Source organism: Aggregatilinea sp., from assembly GCF_036822615.1.
In the GTDB taxonomy this organism is placed as follows: Bacteria; Chloroflexota; Anaerolineae; order Aggregatilineales; family Aggregatilineaceae; genus Aggregatilinea.
In genome coordinates this window covers 1-23,735 of the sequence record NZ_DAISHJ010000077.1, presented here as the reverse complement: position 1 = coordinate 23,735, position 23,735 = coordinate 1, and the positions used below count along the sequence as shown (strand labels likewise).

Below are 23,735 nucleotides of genomic sequence, written 5' to 3'. Positions count from 1 at the left end.
AATGTAGGAGAGCTGGACGGCGTGAAGGCCTGCGCCGACTGTGGATGGACAAGCGTGCCCGGCATTTAGCCGGGCTTTTTTATGGCAATTGCCTCGCGGCCAGCGCCATCTGTCCGTTGGCCGTCATGCCACCCCATCTGCCGGCAGTCCACCAGGCGGTGAACTGCAGCCCGTCGAGTTCCGTCGCGGCGTTCCAGGTCGCAAAGTCGCTCGCATCGAAGGCGTCGCGCCCGTCGCCGGTGCCGACTTCCGTCGCGCAGATCGGCACGTCGCCGTAGCCGAGCGCGTCCAGCCAGGCGCGGATCTGCCGGTGGCGGTAGCCGGTCCAGATATCGGTGTCCGCCACGCGCAGCCCTTTCGTCACCCCGTAGGCGTGGTAGCCCAGGCACGCGCCATGCTGCCGCGCCGCCGCCCAGGTCAGTGACAGTTTGTTGACCTGGTGCTGCTCGTACCAGCCCGGTGGCTGCGTGCCGACGATCACCTTATACCCGCGCTCGCTGAACAGCCGGATCATCTCCGCCTGATACGTGTCGGTCCAGGTCAGATCCTGAAAATACTGCGGGCACTCGTTGTCCACCTCCAGCCAGGTCACGGCCTCCGGAGGCGGCAGGTAGGGGCCCTGACCGACCAATCGCAGCCACGCTGCGAGCTTCGGATCGACGTCCATATCTGCGCAGTCGCCCGCCCGGGTCGTGCGCCAGACGCCGATGCCGCCCCGCGCGATGGCTTCCTGCACCGAGCGCGTATCCTCGACCGCTTTGACAACCGGTGTATACCCCTTGGCCGCCAGCACGTCCAGACTGGCGGCCAGGTCGTTGTAGTCGATGTCTGGGATCGTGACGTGCCAACCGACCGCGCCGATGAGCCCGGGCACGCCCAGGCCTGCCGCTGTCCAGCCAGGCACATCGAGACATATCTCACCCTCGCTGCCCCATACGCCGACCCGCCAGGCGGAGGCGGAGCGCGTGTAGAGCGCCGTCCAGCCGCGCCCGTGCTGGCCCCACACGTAGTTGCCGCCGATCGTGGCCGCGACGATCGCCAGCGGATCACCCGCGTAGGCGCTGCCGGTGGCCGCGTATGCTTCGCCTGGACCGCTGCGAATCATCGAGTTTTCGAGCAGCGTCACGGTGCAGCTTTTGGTCGTGGCGCTCGTCGGAGCCGGGGTGATCCCGCTCTCCGGCGTGGGCGTCACGTCAGGCAGCGCCGTCGTGCCCGGGGCATCCGTGGCCGCGGGGGTGGACGTCGGGCGCGATGTTGAGGTTGGCTCGTCTTTACCCGGTCCCCAGCGCAGTACGTCACAGTCGAGCGTATCCTCGAACGCGGCATAGACCTCGCCGCTGTACGTCGCCGCCATCCACGCGGCGCGCCCGTCGGCGAGCTGCACCCGGACCCACTCGTCCGGCGAGGCGTCCGGGTCCATCGGCCAGACCTCGTAGATCCGCCAGGTCGAGCCAGTCGGCGCGACGGCCAGCAGTGTGGCCGCGGTGCTGTGGTCGCTGCGCAACCGCAGTGAGGGTGAGGTCACGACGATCACAGAGCAAATTGGAACGGGCGTGCTAGAAGGCGATTGCACCGGCGTCACAGGCACGCTGCTGGCCGTTACGGTCGGCACAGGTGTCAACGTCCACGTCGCGGTCGCGGTGGCTGTTGGCGTGGCCGTGGGTGTCAGCGTTGCGCTGGGCGTGATTGTTGCCTCTGCGCTCGCTGTTGGCGATGGCGTTGACGTCGCAGCCGGCACACTGGTATCCGGCGCGGTAGGTGTTGCGGTCGGCGCATCTGTCGGCGTTGGAGATGGCGCAAGAGCGCCCCACCCGAAGCGCAGCACATACTCGGTGCCCGTCTCTTTGTCATAAATCACCACTCCCGAGATGACATAGCGCCCCGAGTCCAGGGCGGGCGACGTGGGCGTCTCCGGCCCCTGCGCCTCCACCTTCGTAAACGTAAAGTAGGTGACGATCAGCATCACCCCGATGACGAGTGCCACGGTCATACGGATAAACGCGCTTCGGAGATCCTTCACTCGTTCGCTTCCTCCGGGGTCTCCGCCCCTTCTCGCTTTCGCAGCGCGTCGAGCACAGCCTGTGCCGCCTCGCGCAGCATCGCATAGTCGCCGTGCAGCGCGTCGTCGAGCGAGGTCTCCATCCAGCGTGCCATCGTTTCGGGCAGCGCGGGCACATCGAGCGCCGTCGCCAGTCCGCGTGCCATGAGGGAAACGCTGTGCTCGTGCGCATCCTCGTACAGCCGCCATAGTGCCTGACCCTGCTGTTCGCTCTCCGTCATCTCGCAGATGTGCGCAACGACCCGGTTGGCCGGTTCAATCGCCACATGCAGCAGCTCGTGCAGCAGGGACTCACGCCCGCGCGGGTCGTCCTCGACGTGCGGCGTGACCTGGATGCGCGCATCGGGGTAGGGAAAGTTGCTCTTTACGTGCGCGCGCAGCACGTACTCCTTGCCGGTTTCGTCCTCAAGAGCATCTTCCAGGCGCACCGATAGGGTGTAATGCTCCAGCCCAAGCCACGCCTGGGCTTGGGCCAGATAGGTAGTGATCCACGCCGGAACAGCCAGCGGGTCGGTCACCGCACCGCCTCACCGCCCGCGTTCACTTCACGGGGCGGGGCAGGCACTTGAGCGCGGTTGACCGCTTCACCTACTGCTTTCGCCACTGCCGCCGGATCATCCGAGGTCGTGTTAACGGTAATATTGGTTGTCGGGGCCTGTCCCGTGATTGCGTCAATCAAGTCGTGAAGCGCATCGGGAAGCGGCACATTAGTCGGGCGATTTGCCCAGGCGTAGGCGATGTCCGTGACGGTGTGGCCGGTGATCAGCAGCACGAACACCAGCACGACGAGCGGCAGCATGCTTTCGAGCAGCTGCTGCGATTCCGCGTCCAACGTGACCACGGACGGCAGCAGCGCCAGAATCAGCGCCGTGATGACCGCGGCCAGCGTGTACGCGAACTTCTTAGACTTCCAGAATTCGTTACTCACGTCGATTTCTCCTCCGCCCCGTTGGGCGTCTTCACGTCGGATGATTGGTTATCGCCCCCGTTCGGAGGCGCTGTACCCTGTTTGAGTTGCTGCAGTTCCGTGCCGAGCTGCTCCAGGCGCCGGGCGAGATTGAGCTGGTCGATCACCCCCTGCAGCTCCTCGCGCACGATCGCCCGCGCGTCCGGACGCGACGGGTCCAGTCGCCGCACGATGCGCTCCTCGATGCTGGCCAGTGCGCCGGTGAGCAAATCCTGGATGGCCGCCAGGCGCGGGCCGCCTTCGGCCCAGGCCTGCCCCTCGCCGTCGCCTACATCCGCCCGGATCGCGTCGAGCGCGATGGTGTGCTGCGCGAGTTTGACGTCCCGCTCGCCAGACTTCTCGGCCATCTGCTGCACCGCCTTTTCGAGCTGCGTAGGCATGAGCGACAGGGCCGCGATCAGCTCCGCGATCTGCCGCTGCGTGGTCAGGCTCAGCTGGAGCTGCGTGCCGAGCTGCTCCATCGTCTTCGTCTGCGCCTTCTCGTTGTCGTTGCGCTCCTGCTCGATCTTCGTTTTTTGTCGCCGGTCGTCGAGCCAGCCCTGGACGAGGTCGGTCAGCATCGGGCGCAGAATCCACGCCAACGCGACGACGGCCACGGACCACGGAATGTTGCTGTCGATGATTTTTGTCAGTACGTCCAAAACGGATGTCCTCTCTGCACCGGCGTCCTCTGCGCCGGGTCCGTCACTGCACCGCAGGCCCAAACCGGCGGCGCGGCGTATAGATTTCAGCCTGCGTGCCAAGCAGCGTCACGCGTCGCGCGGTGGGCAGGTCCACGATCTCCACCTGCGCGCCGAGCAGGGTGACGCGATGCTCGACCTGCTGCCGGAGTTCCACCTGCATCGCGATCGTCGTCACCTGGGCCGCATTGCTGGTCGGGTACACCTCGACCTGAATGCCGGTCTGGGTAATGCGCCGCGCGGCAGCCGGGTCGATCTCGACCTGGACGCCGGCCTGGGTGACGCGGTGCTCGCTCACGACTGGATGCCTGCCTGCAAGTCGTCGAGGTCCGACTGGCTCCACGCGGCCAGGGTGTCCGGGTTGGTGGCCAGCCAGTCGCCCACGTAGGTCGCGTAGCCCGTGGTGAGCGCCTGTGCATCTCCGAAATGCTCAGCTGTGGATTTGACGCCCAGCTTGAGCGTGTCGCTCTCGGCGGTCACGCACCGTGCAACGGCCAGCACCTGCACCCCGCGCACCGCCTCGCCCGCGGCCAGCGTGTAGCTGCTGAGGCCGTACAGGTCGGTCATATCGGCGTCGCTGGTCTGGACGTAGGTCGTGTCGCCATCGTTCGGCACGTCATCGACCAGGGCATAATTGTCGGTCTGGTCACTGTCGCTGCCGGTCCACTCCGAGCTGTCGCCGTTGGCGTTCGGTGTCAGCAGGATGATCTTGCCCTCGCCTGGCCAGCTCGTGTCCGCGCTGCCGGTGGTGTCGTTGATGGCGACGTCGTCCATGTAGACGTCGTGCGCGCCCTTTTCGGCGGCGAGGCGGAACTGGCGGATGACGTCGCCGGTGCTCTTGGTGGTCCCCGTGAAGCTGAGGCGGACCGTGCCATCCACGCGGACCTCGACCGTGCCGCTCGATGCGTCCTGAACGAAGTGGACCTCGACGAGGTACCACGTCGCGTTGGAGATGCCCCCCACCGGCTCCCAGGTATCCTGAAGCGCGCCGAGCACGTACAGGTTCATCGCCGTCGTGGAAATGTCGAGGTACATCAGCGTCACGCCGTCTTCGTCCAGGACGTAGAAGTCTTTTCCGAATCCCGTATCCATGCCTGGAAACCGCATGGCCGCGCGGAAATACAGCTCGGTATCGGTGCGCGTGACCGGCAGCGTGATGTAGCGATCGCCCGCGTAGCCTGTGATCGTCTCCGGTTCCTGGTCGAGGTGCAGGCCGCGATCGCCAGAGCGTTTGCTGCCGGTCGTGATGCTGGCGTGGCTGCCCAGGTTCATCCACGGGTGCCACGCGCCCAGCTCGAAGCCGTCGGTAAAAATGCGTGCCATGTGCTGACCTCGCTCTCTATGCTGTAACCAGCTCGTAATCGCCCGCGTAGGCCACCATGCGGAACGGGATGCGCGTGGCGCTGGTCGGGATGCCGTCGTTGTCGTGAAAGCTGAACGCAAACGTGCCGCTGGTCGCGGCAGGCATGATAGACGTGCCGGATGCTCGCTCTAGCGAAAAGACGTAGTCACCTGGCGGCACGAACAGCGGTGAGGCGAGCGGCATCGACTGGTCGTTGGTCGAGCCGCCGACCGTGACCGGGCCGAGCGTAAACATCAGCGCGCCGGTGAGTGCACTGTCGATCGCCGACCCGTCCTGGCCGTAATACCACTTGACGTAATAATCGCCTGCCGCTGCGAGGTCGATGATCAGTTCGGTCAATTTAATCGGCCTCAGGACGCGGACCTGCGCATTCGCGCGCACGTAGCTCGAGGCCGTGCTGCCCGTCCGCGCGACGCCCTCGGTCGTCGTGCTGCCCGCCAGGGCGACGCGCAGCACGTTGGTGGTCGAGCCGCTGCCGCCCGCGTCCACGAACTCCAGCCCCGTCTCGCCCGCGTTGACCGCCACCAGCTTGCCCCCCTGGTCGGTGTAATCCCCCGGCGTGTCGGTCAGGTCCGTGAACGCCGAGGCGCCACCGCTGGAAGGTGCGGGCACCCATGTCCCCGTGCCATCGTCGTAGGTCAGCACGTCGCCATCGTCCGGCGCGCTGGCATCGACGTCGGTCAGATCGTCCAACGCAGGCATCGCCACGTCGATGGAATAGATCACGTGCACGGTCATGTTCGCGCCCGCCACACTACTGCCGATCTGGTCGATATCGACGGTCAGATACTCCCCATCGGACCAGGTGGCGACGTCGATCGTCGTGCTCTCGCCGGCATACGCGCCGTCGGCGATCTGCGGGCGGTTCGCCTGGGTCGTAAAGATCGTCGTGCCGTTTTTGTGGACGTCCACGATCACCGCCGCGCCGGTTGGGGCCGTGTCGATCGACAGCGCTACCTTCGTAATTGTTCGCGCCGCGCCCGATTCGTTGAGGATGCGTAGCGGGCTGGAGACAACGTCGAGCGCGCCCTCGAAAGCCCACAGCGCCTGGTCAACTGCCGTCGCGGCGTTAGTGGTGACTGCCGTCGCGGTAATTTCCTTCCACACCGCACCGCCGAGCGTGGCGTCCAGACACACGTAGGCCTTGTCCACCGCCGTATCGACCCATCGCGAGCCCACGCTGTAGCCGTCGCCGCTGTCGTCTCCGGCGGTTGGCGCGCTGGTCGCACTGAGGTTATCCAGCGGCAGGGTGAGCGTCACGCTCGCCTGGCCCGCACTCGGTTCACTAACGTCAAAAAACGCCGGGTCGAGGTCGAGCGCGGTGGCCGGATCGACGGTCGTCGTGCCGTCGGTCACGGCAATCGAGCCTCCCCCGCCGCCGCCCTCGGTCCAGACCGCCGATCCCGCGGTGGCGTCCGTGCAGGTCCAGACGGTGCCCGCCGTCGTGTTGATCCACACGCTGCCGACGCCGTAGCCGTCGTCCGCATCGTCCCCCGCGCCTGGGTCGCTCGTGGCCGTGAGGTTGTGCTTCAGCCAGGACCAGTCGCTGATTACGCCGCTGCGCCAGGGGGAGATATCGACGAAGTCGTATTCGTTGTCGAAGACCGCCCCGGCCTGCGCCTTGATGCCTGCGAGAGGAATGACGGACGCGGGCAGGAGCACGCCGTCGAGCGCCGCGTCGGACAGGAAATTCTTGCTGACCACGTCCGGACCCGCCACGGCGACCAGGTCGCTGGCCGCCGGATCGTAGCCGACGGCGATCCACCCAAACCCGGACGCGGGGCGGTAGCTCGCCAGGTCCTTCTGAATACGGCCTGCCGTCGTGCGCACGCCGTTCCACACGATCGTGAAGGGGGCCATCTCGACCTGGGTGGTCCAGGCCTTGGCGGCACCGTCGTAGACGGTTTTGACCCGCCCCTGCTCCAGCTGGCGCGGATGAACCAACGACGTGCGATACTGCTGCCCGCCGACCGGTGCCACGCCGCTGCTGCCCAGCTGGCTGAATCCCTCGGCGGCATCGACGTCGGTGATCTCAAACCCGTGGTCGCCGCGGGGCGGGCGGACGCGCACGGCCAGGTCGGGCACGATCGGGACCGGCTTGCGGTTGAGCGCCTTCACCCCGGCGCGACTGCTCTTGTGCCCGAGCCGCAGCCACAGGTAATTAGGCTCGCTGTCTTCGAGCGCATACGTGGTGCCGTCGGGCGAAAAGCCGAGATAGCCCAGCAGGGTGCTGTCCTCCTCGGTGGACGACTTGCGCGTATCGAGGATGGCGCGCGCCAGGCGATCGATGCTGTCCATCTCAGCCTCCCCAGATCCCGATGATCCGGCCACCGGTGCTGAGGTTGCCCCGGCAGTCGATGATCGTCTCGCCGTCGAACGCCACGCCGATCCGCGACCCCGATCCCCAGAGATACAGCAGGTTCGGATCTTCGCCGCCGATGGTCACGAACAGGTAGCCGTCGTCGCGGTCCATCTCGGCGGTGATCGGGGTCCAGTCGTCGCCCCCGGTGGAGGATACGAAGACGCGCCGCAAGTCGTTGGGCTCGCGCTGCGCGACGACGATGACCGCCTGACGATCGACCGGGCAGGTGGCGATGCAGTAGCGCCCCCAGCGCACTCCATAGTCGTTGCCGGGCGGGGTGATGTTGGTCATCGTCACGCCGTCGCTCTCGGTGCGCCATAGGCTGTTCTCGCCGCTGATGCGCCGTGACCAGTACACGATGTTGCGGTTGGCGTTGTCGTGCCAGGGGATTTCGAGCCCGCCGCCATCGGCATCGCCGAAGTTGGTCGCCTGGGGCGCCGCGGCCCAAGTCTGGCCGTAATCGACGGAGCGGAACAGGTCTCCGTTGACGCCGCCCAAACCGGCAGTGGCCGTCAAGCCGCCCGCGTAGATGTGGCCCGCCGATCGCGAATCGACGAAAACCGTTGGAAACACCCGGTCGCTGCTGCCGGTAACGTAATGCGGCGTGACGTTGACCTCGTCCCAGTTCACGCCATCGGTGGTGACCACGATCCAGGTCCCCGTGTGACCTGCTTCGCCGCCATAGTACACGGCGAAAGCGACGAACCCCGCCTCACTGATGCTGCCGTCCCCGTCACCGGTGTGCGCCGTCGCGCCCAGGGTATACTGAAGCGTGGCCGCGGGCGTGCCGTTGGCGGCGTCGATGCGATAGACCCCCGTCGTCGTGAGCACCCAGCCGTTGACGTCGTCCCCCGTCCCCAAGTATTTCGGGCTGCGCGCATCGACGACCGTCTTCAGGATCGTGCCCGACAGGCCGAGCGAGGTGCCCGCCCAGTCACTCGGGACTGGATCGGAGGGCGACACGGGGAATTCTTCGGTGCGGTACAGTTTGCCGTCGTCGCAGAACGCCAGCATATTCGGGTTGTAGGCCAGCGGGTCGTCCACTGCCGGCGGGGTCGGATTGTTGCGGTTGTAACCCGGGAAGTTGTTCGTCCCGCTGTAGGGCAGCAGCGGGCTCTGGACCTCGACCTTGCGATACTGCCCGGGCCGTCCCTGCGTCACAGCGCTGACCGACCACGTGATGCGCTTGTCCGGCTCGCCGCGTGTGACGCTGTGCTGCACCGAGACCCGCGTGACCACGAAGGGCGCCGCCGAGAGCGCCAGGCCGCGCGGGTTCGTCGCGGCGACCGTGAGCGTGACGGGGATTCGCCAGGCGGGCTCGACTACGTCCAGGTTGCCCATCAGCAGGACCGGCAGCTCTTTGATACTGGACTGCTGCCAGGCCAGCTCGTCCCCGACCAGGCGATTGAGTTCTTCCTGTGCGCCCGTGTACGGCAGGCTGAGCAGCGGCATGGTCGATTCGCTGACCCCATAATCAGGCGTCGCGCCGGGCGCCTGTGATTTGTAGCGCACCTCGGCGCTGCCCGCCCAGGCTCGCCCCTCGGCGATGATACGCCCCACGGGGCGCCGCAGCTCGCGCGAGTAGGTCCAGGCCGTCTCGTCGGTCCAGTCGTCTGCGGTCAGGTCGAGCAGTGTGCCGCGCGCGGTGCGATCGGCGCTGGATAGGTGCGACGCGTCGCGCCGCAGCAGGATGCCGTTGAGGCTGTCGCACCCGGCGAGGCCTGCATACCGCGCGACCAGGTTGCGCACCTGCGACCACAGCGACCCGGGTGAAATGTCGAGCTCACCGCGCGGATCGTCCTGGTCGCTGACGTAGAGGTTGCATACGTCCAGGGCAGTGCTGCCGTAGCGCAGCGCCGCGTACACGGCCCGGTCGATCGTCAATCCCTCCATCTGCGACCACGAGGCGGGCGTGTCAGCCTGCTGCAGCGTTCCGGCCAGCCCTCCGATGCCGTCGAGAAAATATCCTGCACCGGCCACGGTCACGAAATAGTAGCCGTGAGAGAGGCGGATGAACGTCGCCTCGCGCACCGTCCAGCCCAGGAACTGGTCGATGTAGCCCACCGGTGGTGTGTCGCCACCGAAGTCGGCCTCTTCCCAGTAGCAGATGAGGGCGTTCTCCGCGATGACCGCCTCGTTGAACGCCTCATCTACGCCGAAGAAGCGCAGGTCCATCTCGCGCCACTCGTAACGCTCGTCACGCGCGATGGTGAAGCCCACGTCGAGCGCGCCGTAGGTCGCGGGTGGATACGAAATCGGGTGGTGCGCCCAGACCGGGACGTAGCGCACCGCCGTCTTGCTGTTGCTGTCCGTCACCGTGCAGCTCACCCAGCGAAAGCCGGCTGGCGCGCGCAGCACGATCTGGGCGTCCGTGGCCGCGTAACCGCTCTCCAGCGTGCAGTCGCCGATCTCCCAACTGTAGGCTGTGATGCTGGCGCCGGTGGCGACCGGCTGGCTGGCGGAAGCGTCGAGCGTCACCAGCCGGTACGTCTGGCCCGGCTCACACCACCCTGATGGTTTGCCCTCGATGTTGCAGATCGGCGGGAAGAGCAAGTGCTGGTCAGTGTAGGCGATGTTGTAATCCCGCAGGATTTCGAAGTCGTCCTCGTACCCGCTGCTGTTGACGTCACTTTGCATGTACGCCAGGCGCTGCTGGATCGGGTGCTCGGCGCGGATCGTGATGTAGTGCCCAACCTCGACCGGCAGCAGCGACGGCGCCGTCTCCGCAATCTGGATAAAGTTCGGCGTGGAAATACGGACGCGGGCGCTGCCGATATCACGCGCGCCCTGCGTGGTCCCGAACTCCGCCGTGTAGCCGGGCAGGATGTCGTCCGGGTCTCCGCTCAGGGCCGCGAGGTATCCCAGCACCGTCACGCCCAGGGACGTGCCGTCCGTGAAGACGCTCGTCACCTGCGTTTGGAAGACGCTGGGGCGCGGCGCCACGGACAGGTGTCGCGTGACGGGCTGGGGGAACTGGCGCAGTGTGACCAGGTCGGTGGGCGAAAAGTCAGGTAGCATCCGGCAGCAGCTCCAGCTTGTCGAAGGTCAGACGCACGTCACGCAGCAGCCCGTCCTCACCCGGCTGCGGGCCCGGGAACGGCCAGGTCAAATACGCGTTGTAATTCTTGAAGCTGCCACTCGTCGTGTTGTAGGTCCGGATCGTACAGCGCCGGTTTACCAGCACGCTGCGCAGCAGGGCATATTCGGCCAGCGTCATCACCGGAATGATCCAGGCTGCCGTGGGCAGGCCGACGTCTTTCCAGTCCAGATCGCCGCTGCGAATGCGCGCCTCGCAGTCGCTCCACTCCGGACGCGGTCCACCGGTCAGCGTCCACTGGAACGCCCCCGTTCCGATTTCGTGCAGCGCCTGCAGGCCGTCCACGTCGTCCGCGCTGGCGGCGATCTTAAAGTCGTAGAGGGTCATGCTTCCTCCGAATAACGGCGCAGCGCCCGCTCGATCTTCGGGATGACGATGGTCTCCACCGTCGTGATGATGCTGTCTTCGTCCGCCGCGGCGCCGCCAAAGGTGATCGGCACGCTCACCGAGTACGAATTACCGCCCCCACTCGCAGTGGCGAAGGCGGGCTGCATCGCGCGCGGCAGGCTGGTATCGACCAGGGTTTGCCCCATGCCGGAGAACGGGTTAATGCGCGCCATGTCGCGCATCGCGTCCGAGATGCCGCGCACACCCAGCTCGAACGGCGTCGGAGAACCGGGGATCATCCAGTCGGGCAGCTTGTCTTTGAGGTTGGAAAGCGAATCACCCACGCTGCTAATGGTGTCGATCACGTCGCCAAGCGCGTCCGCGATGGGGTCGATGACCTTTTCCTTCACCGTTCCCAGGCTGTTGATGAACCAGTCGTAGAGGCTGTCCAGGGCGGGCTTGACCGTATCCCAGATCGACTTCAGGATGTCGATAAAGTCCCCCACCGCAGGGATGACCGTATCGACGATGAACGACTTGATCGCGGGCAGCGCCGTCACCACGAACCAATCGTAGAGGCTGTCCAGGGTCGGCTTGATGGTGTTCCAAATGCTGACCAGGATGTCGATAAAGTCCCCGACAGCGGGGATGACCGTGTCGACGATGAACGACTTGATCGCGGGCAGCGCCGTCACCACGAACCAGTCGTAGACCTTGTCGAGCGTGGGCTTGATGAGGTTCCAAATATCGACGATGGTGTCGATCAGCATTTCGACAGAGGGAATGGCGGTGTCCGTGATAAAGTCGCCGATCGCGGGCAGCGCGTCCTCGACGAACCAGTCGTAGAGCTTTTCCAGTTCCGGCTTGACGAGGTTCCAGATATCGACGATGGTGTCGATCAGCATCTCGACCGCGGGGATGGCCGTCCCGGTGATGAAGTCGCCGATCGCTGGCAGTGCATCCTCGACGAACCAGTTATACAGGTTCTCCAGGTGCGGCTTGGTGTCTTCCCAGACGCCGCCCAGCCAGTCGATAAGATCCCCCACAGCGGGGATGGCTGTGTTTTTGATGAAGTCGACGACTGCCGGCAGCCCGGTGTTGACCACCCAATCGACGAACTGCAGCAGGTACGGCGAGGCCCACTCCCAGATGCCGCGCAGGATGTCGATGAGGGAGCTCACCGCCGGGATGACCGTGTCGGCCACGAACCCCACGATAGCCGGCAGCGCGGTATTCAGGAACCAGTCCGCGAGCTGTTCCAGCGCCGGGCCCACGATGGTCCAGGCCTGCCCCAGAAAGTCGTAAAAACTTTGTAAAAGGGGCACGACGTGCGCGGTGAAGAAGTTGACGATCCCGTCCTTGATGCGCACGATCGCCAGGCCTGCCTTCTGGGCCGCCTGTTCGGACATACCGAAAGCCTGGAACACCTTACTGAAGAAGGTGGTCTTGCCATCCTCGAAGACATAGAACAGCGCGCGCAGGCTGGCGATGATGCCGCCGAAGAGTCCATCCTTCCCCTTGCCATAGTCGAAGGCCTTGCCGATCCACCCCGCCACGTACTCGAAGGTGTCGATGATAGGCTTGACGGCGCGGCCAATGCGCTTTGCGGCGCCGCGGACGACGTCGCCGATACCCAGGAAGTTGGTTTTGAACGCGACGACGAGCGCCACGACGCCGGCAATCACCAGGCCGATCGGGGACAGTACAAGTCCGAGCACGGAGCTGAACATCCCCATCACCGCTCCGGCGGCAGCCAGGGCCCCGCCCAACCCGGCCACCCCGGCGACGACTTTCGCCAGGGTCGAAATCAGTTTCGGGTTCTCGCCCACCCACGCGGTCACGCTGGTGATGACCGGGCGGATCATCCGCACGACGTCGTTGATCGCGGGCAGCAGTGCCGCGCCGATCTCGATCTTCAACGCCGACAGACTGGACTTGAGCAAATCGGTCTGGGCTGCGACGCTGCCGAGCTGGATCTCCTGGGCCGCTGCCGTCGCGCCATCGAGGGCCGAGGTGTACTGCTTGTCGAACTCGCTGAAGCCGCCGCCAGTCAGGGCGATGACGCCGTTCAGGGCCTCGACGCTGCCGATCGCCCCGGCCATATTGTCCTGGAACGTGGGAGAGCTTTTACTCAGCGCCTCGAAGGCGCCCACCAGCCCCAGCTGGTCGATCGCCGCGGTGCCGTTGGCGTAGCCCAGCTCCTCCAGGGCCGAGACCATCTTGGCGTTGGGGTTCAGCAGCGAGGTCATCATCGCGCGCAGCTGCGTCGCTGCCTGGCTGGGTCCGAAGCCCTTGGTGGTCAGGAACGCCATCTGTGCGCCGAGGTCGTCGAACGAAATCCCCAGGCTGGAGGCCAGGCCGGTCACCTGCGGCATCGCCGCGGCGAACTCGTCCATCGTGCCGACGCCCATGCCGACCGTGCGGGTCAGCACGTCGCTGGCGTACGCCGCCTTGTCGGCGGCGTACCCGTACGAGTTCATGGTGCTGATCAGCACGCTGGTGGTCGCACCGAGGTCGGCGGCCCCGGCCTCGCTGGTGGCGATCGCCGCGTCCAGGATCGCCATGTGACTGGACGCATCCGCCACGCCGCCGACGATGTCGTAGAACGCGTCGGCGGCAGCCTGCGGACCGGCCCGGCTGTCCGCGCCCAGCGCGAGGATGTCGTCGGATAGCGCCGCGACCTCGTCGGTCGTCGCGCCGAGCACGGACTGGACGTTCGTCATCGACTCGTCGAAGACGGTCGCCGTGTTGACCGCATCGGTCAGGCCGCCGATGAGCGGCGCGGACGCGATGCCCAGGATCGCGCCAGCCTTGACCATCTTCTTCGACATGCCATCGAAGGCGCCGGTGACCTTGTTGATCACGCCGTTGACGACGTCGCTGGCGGCGTCGGTGCCCCTGATGATCAGCTCGATAACGTTGTCCGTGCCCACGTCGTTATCCCTTGCCTTTGCCCTTGCTGGCGCGCCGGTACGCTTCCGCTTCGCGCTTGGCCTTCACTTCGAGCTGCGCATTGTGCATGGCATAGTGCAGCATGGCGGTGTCGTAGTCCTGGTCCTCCAGCTCGCCGGGCGAGCAGTGGTAGATGTCGCGGCAGAGCACCAGGTCGGCCCATTCGTCCGGCGGCCCGCCCCCGCCGCCGGTCCAGAGCCAGATCTTTAACCGCTGGATTCGTTTTTTCGGTCGCCAGCGCCTCCGGCGAAACACTCGCCCAGGAATGCCATCTCCTGCGCCGTCAGAGATTCCAGCACCGTCGGATCGTCTTTCGGGCGCGGCAGCGGGTTGCCGTCGTCATCCACCCAGTTCCACTCGACAATCTTGTCGATGATCAGCTGCTCGTTCTGCACGACCTTCTCGTCGTCCGTCATGCCCTGGACGGCGCCGCGCAACTTCTTCGCTTCGCCGTACGTCACGGCGCGGATCTTGACAAACGACCCTTCGCCCTGGACCTCGTCGGATTTGTAGGTGTAAATCGCCTGTCGCTTCGGCATGCCTGCCTGTCCTTTCGTATGTTGATGCCGGTACTGTGTGATCCAGAACAACAGGAGGAGACTCCCCGCCCCGCACAGCAGCTGCCAGAGCGCAGGCGGGGGCCCCAGGAGAATGGCCGCCATCGTCGCGGCCCCGCTGCCCATCAGGTCGTGATGACTTCGTGCGTCACCTCGCCGTTAGGCTTGAGGGTGCACGACACCATCACCACGTCGTCCGCGCCGGCATCCAGGTCAAGCGGGAACGTTTCGAGCACGAACTCGCCCTGGTAGCGGTCTGAGCCCGGGGTGTTGTCCGGGATGTTGACCTGCAGCGTGCGCGGGCTGTCGTCGCCGCCGAAAAACCAGTCGCGCAGCAAGGCGAGCGCCTCACCGTCCGCCGTAGTGTAGGCCGCGTCCAGGCTGGCGTCCGCGTCCTTTCCGGTCACGCCGCGCGCCTTCCACACGTTGCCGAACGGGCGAAACTCCCAGACCCCGTTCTCGAAGCTAAGCGACACTTTGTTGGAGCTGCCGGAGATATCCGTCAGCACCCCGCTGGCGTTGTCGAGCTGGATGATGCAGTCGACTGCCGAGATTGCTGTCTGCGTCTGTGCCATGATTGCCTCTCCTACTTCAACCGAAAGTCGAGCGTGAAACGCGCGCCCACGTAGCTTTTGCTGGCGCGTTCGAAGATCACCCGCTGCCACGACCACGTGAACGACACGATGCCCGCCGTGCCAAACAGCGGTTGGTGGTCCTGGCTGTTGAGCACGGCGCGAATCGAGTCGATCCCGTCGATCAGCAGCGCCATGTCATCCCCGATGCTGGACCGCAGCCGGGTGTAATAATCGGCCATGACCTGGCAGCGCTCCTGTCGCAGGCCGCCGCCGAACGTGGTCCGGTCCGTTTTTGTGGTCGGGTCGGCGCTGCCTTCCTCGGCGTAAATCTCCAGCATCTGGGCGTCCGGCATGTCTTCCGTCAGGGCCTCGTGCGCCGTGGCGCGCTCGACCTCGACCGCCGTCGCCAGGGTGGACCGCACGCCTTCGACCAGGTCACGCAGCAAGACATCACTCATCGATTCCCCCCGTCATTTCTTCACAATCCCGTTGACCGCCCGGCCAATTCGCTTCTGGATGGCGCTGCGATTCTTCTCGAACGCACCCTGCAGGTAGCGCCGCCCCTTGGTGCCCCGGCGTGCAATCGCGCGGGCGACCACGTAGGCCGACGTGCCGTGCCGGCGCGCCCACGTTTCCAGCGCTGCAAGCGGCGGCCAGTGCGGGCGGGTCCCGGTCTCCTGGTACGGCGCATAGGCCACGTTGCTGCCGACGACGCCCTCGATGACGTTGTCGCGCTGGCGCACCGCGGGGGTGATGGAGGCCTTCAGGTGCCCACGGTCAACCGGCGCCAGAATCTTCGCGTCGCGGGTGACGAGCATGGCACTCTCACGGAAGGCGCGCGTCATGTCCTCGCCCTGCAGATCCCGCGTCACCTGCTCCAGCTTGCGCTGCGCGGCAAGCAGCCCCTTGACCTCCGTCGTGAGTGGCATTTATCCCACCGCCATCCGGACGAACCGACCGGCTTTGAGCATCAGCTCGACGTCGGGATCGAGCACGCGGCGATAGAACAGCTGGCCGACGTCGGCATTGCCGATCGCGTCCGACCAGGACGCCTGGCCGCGCTTGTACCAGCGCGACGCTTGCGTGATACACGCTTGACGAATGACATCCGGCAGCACCAGGGCGTAGCCCCAGCGCGCCGTCACACGCACGGTAGGCACGGCCTGCATGCGATCCGCAGCTGGGCGGAACCCGCCGCGCCCGTTGTAGCGCCCGTCGCTGAAGGCGGCGTAACTGCCTCCGGGGGCGATCATCAGCCCGGTGTACGGCAGCCGGTTGAAGTCGGGGCGCATCGGGTCCCCCGAGAACCCGATCCAGTCGCTGGCGGCCCAGGCCGTGTAGCCGGTGTCGGTGACGCTGTCCTTGACTTCGACCAGGCTGATCGCTGCGCACTCGTCGATGCGCATCGTGGCCGTGCCGGTGCCCGCGAAGAGCCGCGCCGAGCCGGTCGCGGCGGCCAGGAAGCCGTCCGGGCGCCCGCAGTAGTTGTTGATCGCCTCGGTGGCGGCGGCGGCCAGCGCCCCCAGCAGGGTGTCGTCCGTATCGCTCAGCTTGCCCGCCTGGGCACGAATCTCCTCGGCGGTCACGTACGCGGTCATGAGATCACCCCCAGGCCGATCAGGATGAGGAGCACGGACTCGACAAACGCGATGGCGCACAGCAGGTAAGTGGGGTCAAAGTCGTCCCGCCTGGGCGCGGCCACCTGCTTCCAATCAGCCCCGCTGTCGCGAGACGGCGGTGGCGGGGTCTCGGGCAACGCCCGCTTGTCGTTTTTGGGCTCGTTCGCAAACGGGTACGTCATGCGTCATCCCTCCGGTCCGGCGGGCACAGCGGGCAGATCGTCCGCCCGGCGGTAGAACCCGGCCATGCCGACCCCACCATCGTCGACCACGAGCACGTCGAAGGCACGCCCCAATAGTTCGGCGAACTCATTGAGCGCCTCGAAGACGGGCGGGCACGCGCGATAGGTCCCTTCCGGGCTGTAGTCGTGGAAGACCATCAGCCCGCCCGGGCGCAGCAGGTTCCACCAGGGCAGGTCGCGGCGAACTCGCGCGTGGTCCCCGTCCACGAAAACCAGGTCCAACAGCGGGAGGCGGTAGTGTGCCAGGTAATCCCAGCTGGCCGCCGCGACCACCGTGACGTTGGGGAACACGCCCAGGTTGAGCCGCGCGGCAGCGGATTCATCTTCGCGCGGGTTGAGGGTCGTGATGTGCGCGTGCGGGGCCGCCTGCGCGAGGACGCTGGCCGAGAAGCCCAGCGCCGTGCCGATCTCCAGCAGGTGCGCGCCCTCGTAGTCATACTGACGGGCCAGGGCGTAGAGCACCGCCGCCTGGTACGCCGCGATTTCGCGCTTGGCCTTGATCGTCCCCACGCGCTCCCGCGCCACGTCGAGCGCCACGGGGATGCCCGGCGTAGAGGCGAAAAAGTCGAGGATGTCACTAGCTGGAACCTCTCGGATGTCCATCGCGAGAGGGTTGGTGCTCACGTGGTGTATCATGCCTTGCCTCCAGGGTGTACGCTTGCCCAGGCTTCCGACGAATCGAGCCGTCCTTTGACCGCACCCTTCCACCGGCGCGCCTGCATCGGGTAGTGCAAAATGCCCGCCGTCCGCTCGGGCGGCAGGTAGCGCGTGATCGTGTTCCACTCGTTACCCAGGACGTAGACTCGGAGCGGCGCGCGGTACAGCACCCGGTCGAGCGCGGCCTGGTCGCGCTTGCCGTAGCGTTTCCACTCCGCGTGCCAGGCCCGGAAGAACGCCGCCGTGCGCTCACCGCGACGGAACCCAAACACCCCGCCATTCAGCTGGAGCAGCTCGTCCGTGCCCAACTGGGCGAAGGTCTCGCGGATTTCGTCCGCGTTGTCCGGGCGGCTCATCTCCCGCGCGAGCACGTATTGAGCAGGGTTGATGCAAAATACGGCGTCCCAGCCATCTGCCAGGACCTGGAACAAAAACGAGATATCGGCCACAACTTCCGTGTCGGCGTCCAGGTACAGCACGTACTCCCAGGCCTCGGGCGCCAGGTCGTAGATTTCGGTCTTGACCGAGCGAGCTCCCAGGTCGTCGTCGCTGTGCTCGAAGGTCGCGTCTTCGCCCGCGCCCAGGGCCCGGTCCGAGACGAGCACGACGGGCAGATCGGGCATGAACGCCTTGGCACTCTGAATGGCCCGTTTAGCACAGTTGCGCGCCGGATCGCCGTAGGCGACGATGTAGATCCCCGCCCGCTGCCGCCACTCGCCCTCCGCAGCGATCGCTGGCTCGACGTCAAGCGGCGCCGTCGGCAGGTCGAGCAGGTCCTCGAAGGCCTCCAGGTGCGTGTCGATCCACGCCTCGGCGGTGTACGACCAGGTCGATTCGCGCAACGCGCGGTGGTCCACCTGCCCCGCAATGATCCGCGCCAGGGCGGCATCGACCGCCGCCTTCAGGCTGGCATACTGCCCCGGCGCGTAGCGGTGGACATCGGCGAAGTGCGGCAGCTCGTCGAAGACGCCGACGCCTTCCGGCACGACCACCGGCACCCCGCAGGCCATCGCTTCGAGCGGCCCGTAGCCAATGCCCTCGATCCGGCTCGTGCAGACGTACAGGTCGAGCGACTGGTAAAAGCCCGGCACGGCACCCCAGTCGAGGTGCTGTGTCGGAACGGGCCAGCCTTCGCCGCAGGCGATGACGTCCGCCTCGACCTCACGCGCCAAGCGCGCCAACAACTTCTCGCCCTTGCGCCCGCCCGGGTACACGTAGCCCGACGTGCCGATAACGGACCGGTCGTGCGGTGGGCGGTCTGCCAGCGCGAACCGTTCCCGGTCCAACGGCGGGGTCACGAGCGCTGTCGCGCCGACGGTCTCCAGCTCGCGCGCGTACACCGGGGACGACGTCAAGCGCAGATCGACCGCCTGAGCAGCCTCCGCCCAGAGGGTCTCCTTCTCCTTGCGCCCGATGTCGCGGTGGGTAAACCAGGCTGCCGTCGGCGTCGCTTTGAACTCACGGTGGCGATCCCATTCCAGGTACGGGAAGAAGTAGTTGACCGACGCCGCAAGATCGGGGCGCTCCGACACCGTAAAGCCCGGCGCCGCGGCCAGCATCCCAGCCAGGCGCGCCAGCACCTGATCACTCGTGGCATCGCGGCAGACGATGTGAACTCTCATGCTCCGTCCCTCAGCTCTCCGAAGTGATGCGCAATGACCGCGCCGCCGTTGAACGGCTGCCCTAGCAGCCAGATCCGGACTGGCACACGCCGCAGTGCGCGCAGCAGTGCCCCCTGGTCCTGGCCGCGAAAGCGCGCCCACTCCGACCGCCACGCGGCGAACAGCGCCTGCGTGCGTGCGTTGCGCGCTACGAAGAAGACGCCCGCCTGCAGCTGCAGCACCTCGCTACAGCCCATCACGGCCAGCGTCTCGCGCCGGTCGTCCACACCCACGTGCCACAGCAGCTCGTCGCCCTGGTTACGACTGGCACACAGCGCCAGGTCGAACCCGTCGTCGAGAGCCGCGAACCCGACCTGGAGGTCCTGATGCACCACGGTATCCGCGTCCAGGTAGGCGACGTGCTCGAATGACGTCCAGTCGAACAGCCCCGTTTTCAGGTAACGGGACCCTTCGACTGCCGTCATGCCCGCCGGACAGCGCATCACCGTGTCCACCGGCAGATCCGGACAGACGCGCGCCAGCGCTTGCTGGGCGCGGGTCGCGGCCTGCTGCGCTTTGGACCCGAGCGCGATCATCGCGACACCTCTATCGTTTCCGGCCATTGTTCGTCCAGGAATTCGGCAGGTCGCAGATCACCGGCTTGACGAGATACAGCGCGCGCAGGAAGGCCAGCCGGTCGTCACCCTCCTCGAAGCGCCGGCGCTCCTCGCACCAGGTTGCCACGAGGCGCCGCGTATCCGGGCAGCGCCGGGCGAAGATCAGGCGCGTGTCACGCAGCGGGACGCGCAGGTCACGGACGATCGTTTCGGTGTAGGCGCGCTCCTCCTCACTCCCCACGTGCGCGGCGAGCGTCTCGTAGTCCCAGAGCGGCACGGCCACCTGCCACTGCTGGAGCAGCTTGAAGCCCTGCACCAACAGGTCCAGGCGCGGCTCGAACTCAGGCACCCAGAGCAGCGTCTCGGTATAGGGCAGCACAGGCCAGTCGTCCTGGTGGAACGACATGCGCAGGCCGTCCACGCGCGCCAGGCGGTCGCGCAGCGCCGTGTCGATGCTGCCGTGGCAGGCGATCCCTGCCGTGGGCACGACCGCCGCGCGCAGGTCCAGCTGCGCTTCGACCGCATCGCCCGCCGCGATCCACTTGCGCGCAAGGTGGCCGCCGACCTCGATCAGATCGCCCGGGCAGTAGGACACCGCGTCACCGGCTATGAGCACCGTTTTGCGCGTTACCAGCCTGATCCACATACGTCCTCCGGAAGAAGGGGGCCGGGAAAAGTCCGGCCCCACACGGTCTATGCCTCGGTCGATTATTCGACGACGGCATCCAGCAGGGCGTTAGCAGCCGGCTTGTAGCGCGGCACACCCCACACCTGCACGCCGAAGATCCCCGCGGAAGCGGGCGTGACCTCGACGTTCAGGTACTCGTAGCCGTTGTTCACGTCGAACTCTTCGGCGTTGATGTTGATGGCGGTCACGGTGTCGTTGTCCGTCGTGGCCGTCTTCGCGACGTCCTTCGAGTTGCTGTCCAGCGCCTTGGGGGTGCCCCCCGAGCTGGCCTGCTGCTCGATGTCGACGTCCAGGTTGCCGCCGATGACCCCGCAGTGCAGGACCACCAGCACGCGCTCGTACAGCCCGCAGTTGATGCTGCCGGTGTTTTGCTCAGTGGAATGGCTGGCCGGGGCAATCCCGCCCAGGTATTCCAGTCCTTCGGTGATAAGCGCCGTCATCACGATCTCCCTTCACGATGCTCAGGCGGTAGGTGGGCGAATTACCCCGCGCGACAGCACTGCCGCGCGGGGCCTCTCATGTGGACGCGAGGGCTGCTACGTCGACTTCGACGAGAGCCGCACGAACGGCGAGATTTGCGTCACCCCGTCCTTCAGGGTCAGCGGGGACGACAGCCAGGGCTGCCCGTCGACACGGTGCACCACGCGCCAGGAGGTTTTGTTGTACTTCCACTGGTCGTACTGAGTGCTGTCGATGGTCGTGGCCTGGCGATCGCCCACGAGGTAGAACGCGAAGTTGGCCAGCAGCGCGTCGCCGGGCTGGCCCGGGGCCGGGGTCTTTTCGGTCCACATCACGGGCAGCCCCAGCAGCGTGCCGGGCAGACCGGTCGCCGCGTTCGGGGTCCAGATGTAGGACGGGTTGCCGGTCGGGCCGTTGAGCGTGATGATCTCGTCCATCAGGCCCTGGCTGAGCACCCAGACGCCCTTGCCGCCGGTGGCCAGGAAGGCCGCGCGCAGGCGCGCGAGGTCGGTGAACGTCACCTTGCCCGTCTTGCTCTCGCGCGCGACGGAGACCAGACACGGCGAGTTGAGCACGCCGAGCGGCTGTCCTGCGCCGGAGCCGTTGATGAAGGCGTCGTCTTCCATCCACGCCACGCCTCCGGCGAAGCCCATCGGCCCCGACAGGAAGTCACCGAGCGAGATCGCCGCGTCATCGATCAGGCTGTTCGGCGCGCGGGTGTAGCCGATCATCTCCCGCGCGGTCAGCGTGACCTCTTTGAACTTCGGATCGCTCTCGGTCGCCTCGGAAGCCTCTTCCTGCCAGTAGAACTGCAGGCCGCCGAACCAGTGCGGTCTGTTGGCCGTGGTGCCAGTCTGGTCCACCACCGGAATGCCGACTTGCCGCCGTGTCATGCGGATGATCTGCGCGCGCGGGCGCACGATGGCATCCTCCGCCGAGATGCTCATCAGCTCGGTGCGCTGCTCCTGCGGAATGAGGTAGCCGCCGTCCTCGCCGACGTTGCCGCCCATGTCTTTGGCGTCGTGCCCGCCGGCCCGCTCCTCGTGGAAGTAGACCAGGCGCGGGTCAATACCCTTGGTATTGCGCGGGTTCATTGACTGCCAGACGGCATACGTGAACTCGCCCAGGTCGGCGAACTTCTTCGAGCCGGGGACCTGACGGCCCGCCAGCGCGTCGATTTCGCCCATCTTTTCCTGCGCGGTGGTCAGGACCTCACCGGCCTGCACCACCGATTCGCGCAGCTTGTCGGCTTCTTCCATCAGGCCCATTGCCTTCTGGCCAGCCTCCGGATCGGCGCCCTCCTCGACGAGGCGGATCGCCTCTTCGTAGAGCGCTTTGGCTTTCCCGATCCGGTCCTTCACGTTGAGTGAGAGTGTCATCGGAGTTCCTCCAGCGTTGTTAATGCGAGACGAGCGCGCGCCAGCAGCATCGTGTCACCGGTGGGTGAATCACCCGGCTGCGGCCCGGCCTCTTCCGAGGTGGGTGCAGGCGGCGGGGTCGACCCGGCCAGCGGAGGGGCTTCCTCCTGGTCGAGCGTGGCGCGAGGGGAATCGCCGGGAGCGGTGGCTTTGCTGTCGCCGTCATCGGCTGCCGCATCCCCCACCCCGGCGCTGTCTAACACGTCAGTCAGCAGGTCCCGGGCCGACGTGACCCGGTCCCAATTCCGTTGGCTGAGCACGCGCCCCGCTTTCGCGAGGTCCGGCCCATGCCCGGCAAAGAAAAACCAGTCCATCATCGACCACGACGGCAGCGGGCGCAGCGCCAGATCTTCCGGCAGCCGGTCCCGAATCAGGGCGATGACGTCCTCGACGAGCGCCAGCAGGTCGCTGTGCTCGTCGCCGTCGATGTAGCCGTCTTTCAGGTACGACCCGATCCGGCTGGTCAGGATGCTTTGCACGTCGGCGACCAGGTTGTCGCCCAGGCGCGGCTGCGGCCCATCGGGGGTGTATTCCTTGCGCGATTTGTTCCACGGCGGCACGAGCGTGTCGTCGTCGAAGGTCTCGCGCATCTTGGTGTAGTAGCGCTCGCAGTGCGCCTTCACGCCGTCCTCGTCGCCCGTGGGGATATCCACGCCGCCGCGACCGCCCTGGAGCACGTTTCCTACGGCCATCACGCCGCGCGGAATCGCGGTGAGTGTGCCGTCAATCACGTCCGCAAAGCCCAGCTTGTACGAGCCGACCTGCTCCGGCGCGGCCTCGTCGTACCACATGAAGGCACGGCGATACGCCGCCCAGTCCATCGCCTCGTCACCCCCCGCCCAGTCGCGCACGCGTCCCTCGGCGGCAGCGCCGTCCCAGGCCCGGTCGCGATCGGCCAGGGGCAGGTCCTCGAAGGTCGTCGCGGCCTTCACGGCCACGGTCGCCGTGGCGGGGTTCATGCCCCACACCACGGGCGAGTACTCCCAGAATCGCACCTCGCGGATGTTGCGCACGGTGCGCGACTTGCCATCGCGCTCGATCTTGCTGTAATCGGCCTTGCCGACGATGTCGAAGCCGATGCTGTACTCGCTGACGGCACCCGCCGCGATGCGCTTGAACACGCCCATTCCTTCCGGCGTGTCGATGAGGTACTGCGTGCGGGTCCAGAGACCGCCGGTCGCGTCCGGGTACTTGGTCCGGATCTCGTCCGGCAGCTCGTCGCGCCCGACCTCGCGCATTTCGAGCGGCTTGCCGACCACCGAGATGGTGCTCCAGTTGTTGTGGGAGTCGAGCACCCGGATGCGTCCCGCGCGCTCGGTCAGCGTCTTGGTGAACGAGCCGGCGTGGATAATGTCGTCGCCGTCATCCACGATGCCGAACACGGACACGATGGCGTCCACCGTGCCCTGCGCCTCGTCGACGGCGATCATCGCGCCGGGCAGCGCCTTGTAGAGCCGCTCGCCCGTGGCGCGTGCTTTGGTTTCGCGCGGGCCCC

The 23,735-nt window shown here is 66.5% G+C and carries 23 protein-coding genes and 2 pseudogenes; all 25 read right to left on the bottom strand.

Annotated elements, in window-relative coordinates; translation table 11 throughout:
* Nucleotides 1–79 precede the first annotated feature (79 nt).
* The gene (locus V7116_RS17875) at nucleotides 80–2,020 is read right to left on the bottom strand and encodes a hypothetical protein (RefSeq protein ID WP_324393324.1); all 1,941 of its coding nucleotides are present in this window, start codon (nucleotides 2,018–2,020) and stop codon (nucleotides 80–82) included.
* On the bottom strand, nucleotides 2,017–2,577 hold the full coding sequence (locus tag V7116_RS17870) for a hypothetical protein (RefSeq protein ID WP_324393323.1): 561 nt from the start codon (nucleotides 2,575–2,577) through the stop codon (nucleotides 2,017–2,019). The genes V7116_RS17875 and V7116_RS17870 overlap by 4 nt, the downstream gene beginning before the upstream one ends.
* Entirely contained in the window at nucleotides 2,574–2,987 is a 414-nt protein-coding gene (locus V7116_RS17865; RefSeq protein ID WP_324393322.1) for a hypothetical protein, read from the bottom strand. The genes V7116_RS17870 and V7116_RS17865 overlap by 4 nt, the downstream gene beginning before the upstream one ends.
* Nucleotides 2,984–3,667, bottom strand: coding sequence for a hypothetical protein (locus V7116_RS17860; RefSeq protein WP_324393321.1), 684 nt, complete (start codon nucleotides 3,665–3,667; stop codon nucleotides 2,984–2,986). The genes V7116_RS17865 and V7116_RS17860 overlap by 4 nt, the downstream gene beginning before the upstream one ends.
* A 43-nt stretch (nucleotides 3,668–3,710) precedes the next feature.
* On the bottom strand, nucleotides 3,711–4,004 hold the full coding sequence (locus tag V7116_RS17855; RefSeq protein ID WP_324393320.1) for a hypothetical protein: 294 nt from the start codon (nucleotides 4,002–4,004) through the stop codon (nucleotides 3,711–3,713).
* Entirely contained in the window at nucleotides 4,001–5,029 is a 1,029-nt protein-coding gene (locus V7116_RS17850; RefSeq protein ID WP_324393319.1) for a hypothetical protein, read from the bottom strand. The genes V7116_RS17855 and V7116_RS17850 overlap by 4 nt, the downstream gene beginning before the upstream one ends.
* Before the next feature lie 16 nt (nucleotides 5,030–5,045).
* Nucleotides 5,046–7,367, bottom strand: coding sequence for a hypothetical protein (locus tag V7116_RS17845; protein WP_324393318.1), 2,322 nt, complete (start codon nucleotides 7,365–7,367; stop codon nucleotides 5,046–5,048).
* Between the two features lies 1 nt (nucleotide 7,368).
* Nucleotides 7,369–10,449: a WD40/YVTN/BNR-like repeat-containing protein gene (locus V7116_RS17840; protein ID WP_324393317.1), complete on the bottom strand. Its 3,081-nt coding sequence runs from the start codon at nucleotides 10,447–10,449 to the stop codon at nucleotides 7,369–7,371.
* Nucleotides 10,439–10,855 carry a hypothetical protein gene (locus tag V7116_RS17835; protein WP_324393316.1) on the bottom strand — a complete coding sequence of 139 codons (417 nt, stop codon included), beginning with the start codon at nucleotides 10,853–10,855 and terminating at the stop codon, nucleotides 10,439–10,441. The genes V7116_RS17840 and V7116_RS17835 overlap by 11 nt, the downstream gene beginning before the upstream one ends.
* Entirely contained in the window at nucleotides 10,852–13,788 is a 2,937-nt protein-coding gene (locus V7116_RS17830; protein WP_324393315.1) for a phage tail tape measure protein, read from the bottom strand. The genes V7116_RS17835 and V7116_RS17830 overlap by 4 nt, the downstream gene beginning before the upstream one ends.
* A 4-nt stretch (nucleotides 13,789–13,792) precedes the next feature.
* Nucleotides 13,793–13,957, bottom strand: coding sequence for a hypothetical protein (locus tag V7116_RS17825; RefSeq protein WP_324393314.1), 165 nt, complete (start codon nucleotides 13,955–13,957; stop codon nucleotides 13,793–13,795).
* Between the two features lie 56 nt (nucleotides 13,958–14,013).
* Entirely contained in the window at nucleotides 14,014–14,346 is a 333-nt protein-coding gene (locus V7116_RS17820; RefSeq protein ID WP_324393313.1) for a hypothetical protein, read from the bottom strand.
* Between the two features lie 143 nt (nucleotides 14,347–14,489).
* Entirely contained in the window at nucleotides 14,490–14,939 is a 450-nt protein-coding gene (locus tag V7116_RS17815) for a phage tail tube protein (protein ID WP_324393312.1), read from the bottom strand.
* An 11-nt stretch (nucleotides 14,940–14,950) separates the two neighbouring features.
* The gene (locus V7116_RS17810; RefSeq protein WP_324393311.1) at nucleotides 14,951–15,397 is read right to left on the bottom strand and encodes a hypothetical protein; all 447 of its coding nucleotides are present in this window, start codon (nucleotides 15,395–15,397) and stop codon (nucleotides 14,951–14,953) included.
* Nucleotides 15,398–15,409: 12 nt separating this feature from the next.
* The gene (locus V7116_RS17805; RefSeq protein ID WP_324393310.1) at nucleotides 15,410–15,868 is read right to left on the bottom strand and encodes an HK97 gp10 family phage protein; all 459 of its coding nucleotides are present in this window, start codon (nucleotides 15,866–15,868) and stop codon (nucleotides 15,410–15,412) included.
* Nucleotides 15,869–16,537 carry a hypothetical protein gene (locus tag V7116_RS17800; protein WP_324393309.1) on the bottom strand — a complete coding sequence of 223 codons (669 nt, stop codon included), beginning with the start codon at nucleotides 16,535–16,537 and terminating at the stop codon, nucleotides 15,869–15,871.
* Nucleotides 16,534–16,740, bottom strand: a complete 207-nt coding sequence (locus tag V7116_RS17795) for a hypothetical protein (RefSeq protein WP_324393308.1) — start codon at nucleotides 16,738–16,740, stop codon at nucleotides 16,534–16,536. The genes V7116_RS17800 and V7116_RS17795 overlap by 4 nt, the downstream gene beginning before the upstream one ends.
* A gap of 3 nt (nucleotides 16,741–16,743) precedes the next feature.
* The gene (locus tag V7116_RS17790; protein ID WP_324393307.1) at nucleotides 16,744–17,424 is read right to left on the bottom strand and encodes an O-methyltransferase; all 681 of its coding nucleotides are present in this window, start codon (nucleotides 17,422–17,424) and stop codon (nucleotides 16,744–16,746) included.
* Nucleotides 17,425–17,432: 8 nt separating this feature from the next.
* Nucleotides 17,433–19,079 (bottom strand): glycosyltransferase, encoded by a 1,647-nt coding sequence (locus V7116_RS17785; protein WP_324393306.1) that lies wholly within the window; start codon nucleotides 19,077–19,079, stop codon nucleotides 17,433–17,435.
* Nucleotides 19,076–19,564 carry a hypothetical protein gene (locus tag V7116_RS17780; protein ID WP_324393305.1) on the bottom strand — a complete coding sequence of 163 codons (489 nt, stop codon included), beginning with the start codon at nucleotides 19,562–19,564 and terminating at the stop codon, nucleotides 19,076–19,078. The genes V7116_RS17785 and V7116_RS17780 overlap by 4 nt, the downstream gene beginning before the upstream one ends.
* A 100-nt stretch (nucleotides 19,565–19,664) precedes the next feature.
* Nucleotides 19,665–20,321 (bottom strand): hypothetical protein, encoded by a 657-nt coding sequence (locus V7116_RS17775; protein WP_324393304.1) that lies wholly within the window; start codon nucleotides 20,319–20,321, stop codon nucleotides 19,665–19,667.
* Between the two features lie 62 nt (nucleotides 20,322–20,383).
* Nucleotides 20,384–20,803 carry a hypothetical protein gene (locus V7116_RS17770; protein ID WP_324393303.1) on the bottom strand — a complete coding sequence of 140 codons (420 nt, stop codon included), beginning with the start codon at nucleotides 20,801–20,803 and terminating at the stop codon, nucleotides 20,384–20,386.
* A 96-nt stretch (nucleotides 20,804–20,899) separates the two neighbouring features.
* Complete coding sequence (locus V7116_RS17765; RefSeq protein WP_324393302.1) at nucleotides 20,900–22,201, bottom strand: phage major capsid protein; 1,302 nt, start codon at nucleotides 22,199–22,201, stop codon at nucleotides 20,900–20,902.
* A gap of 578 nt (nucleotides 22,202–22,779) precedes the next feature.
* Nucleotides 22,780–23,199 (bottom strand): annotated as a pseudogene (locus tag V7116_RS25860) (hypothetical protein); the annotation flags it as partial.
* 33 nt (nucleotides 23,200–23,232) lie between these two features.
* Nucleotides 23,233–23,670 (bottom strand): annotated as a pseudogene (locus V7116_RS25855) (HK97 family phage prohead protease); the annotation flags it as partial.
* Nucleotides 23,671–23,735: the final 65 nt, after the last annotated feature.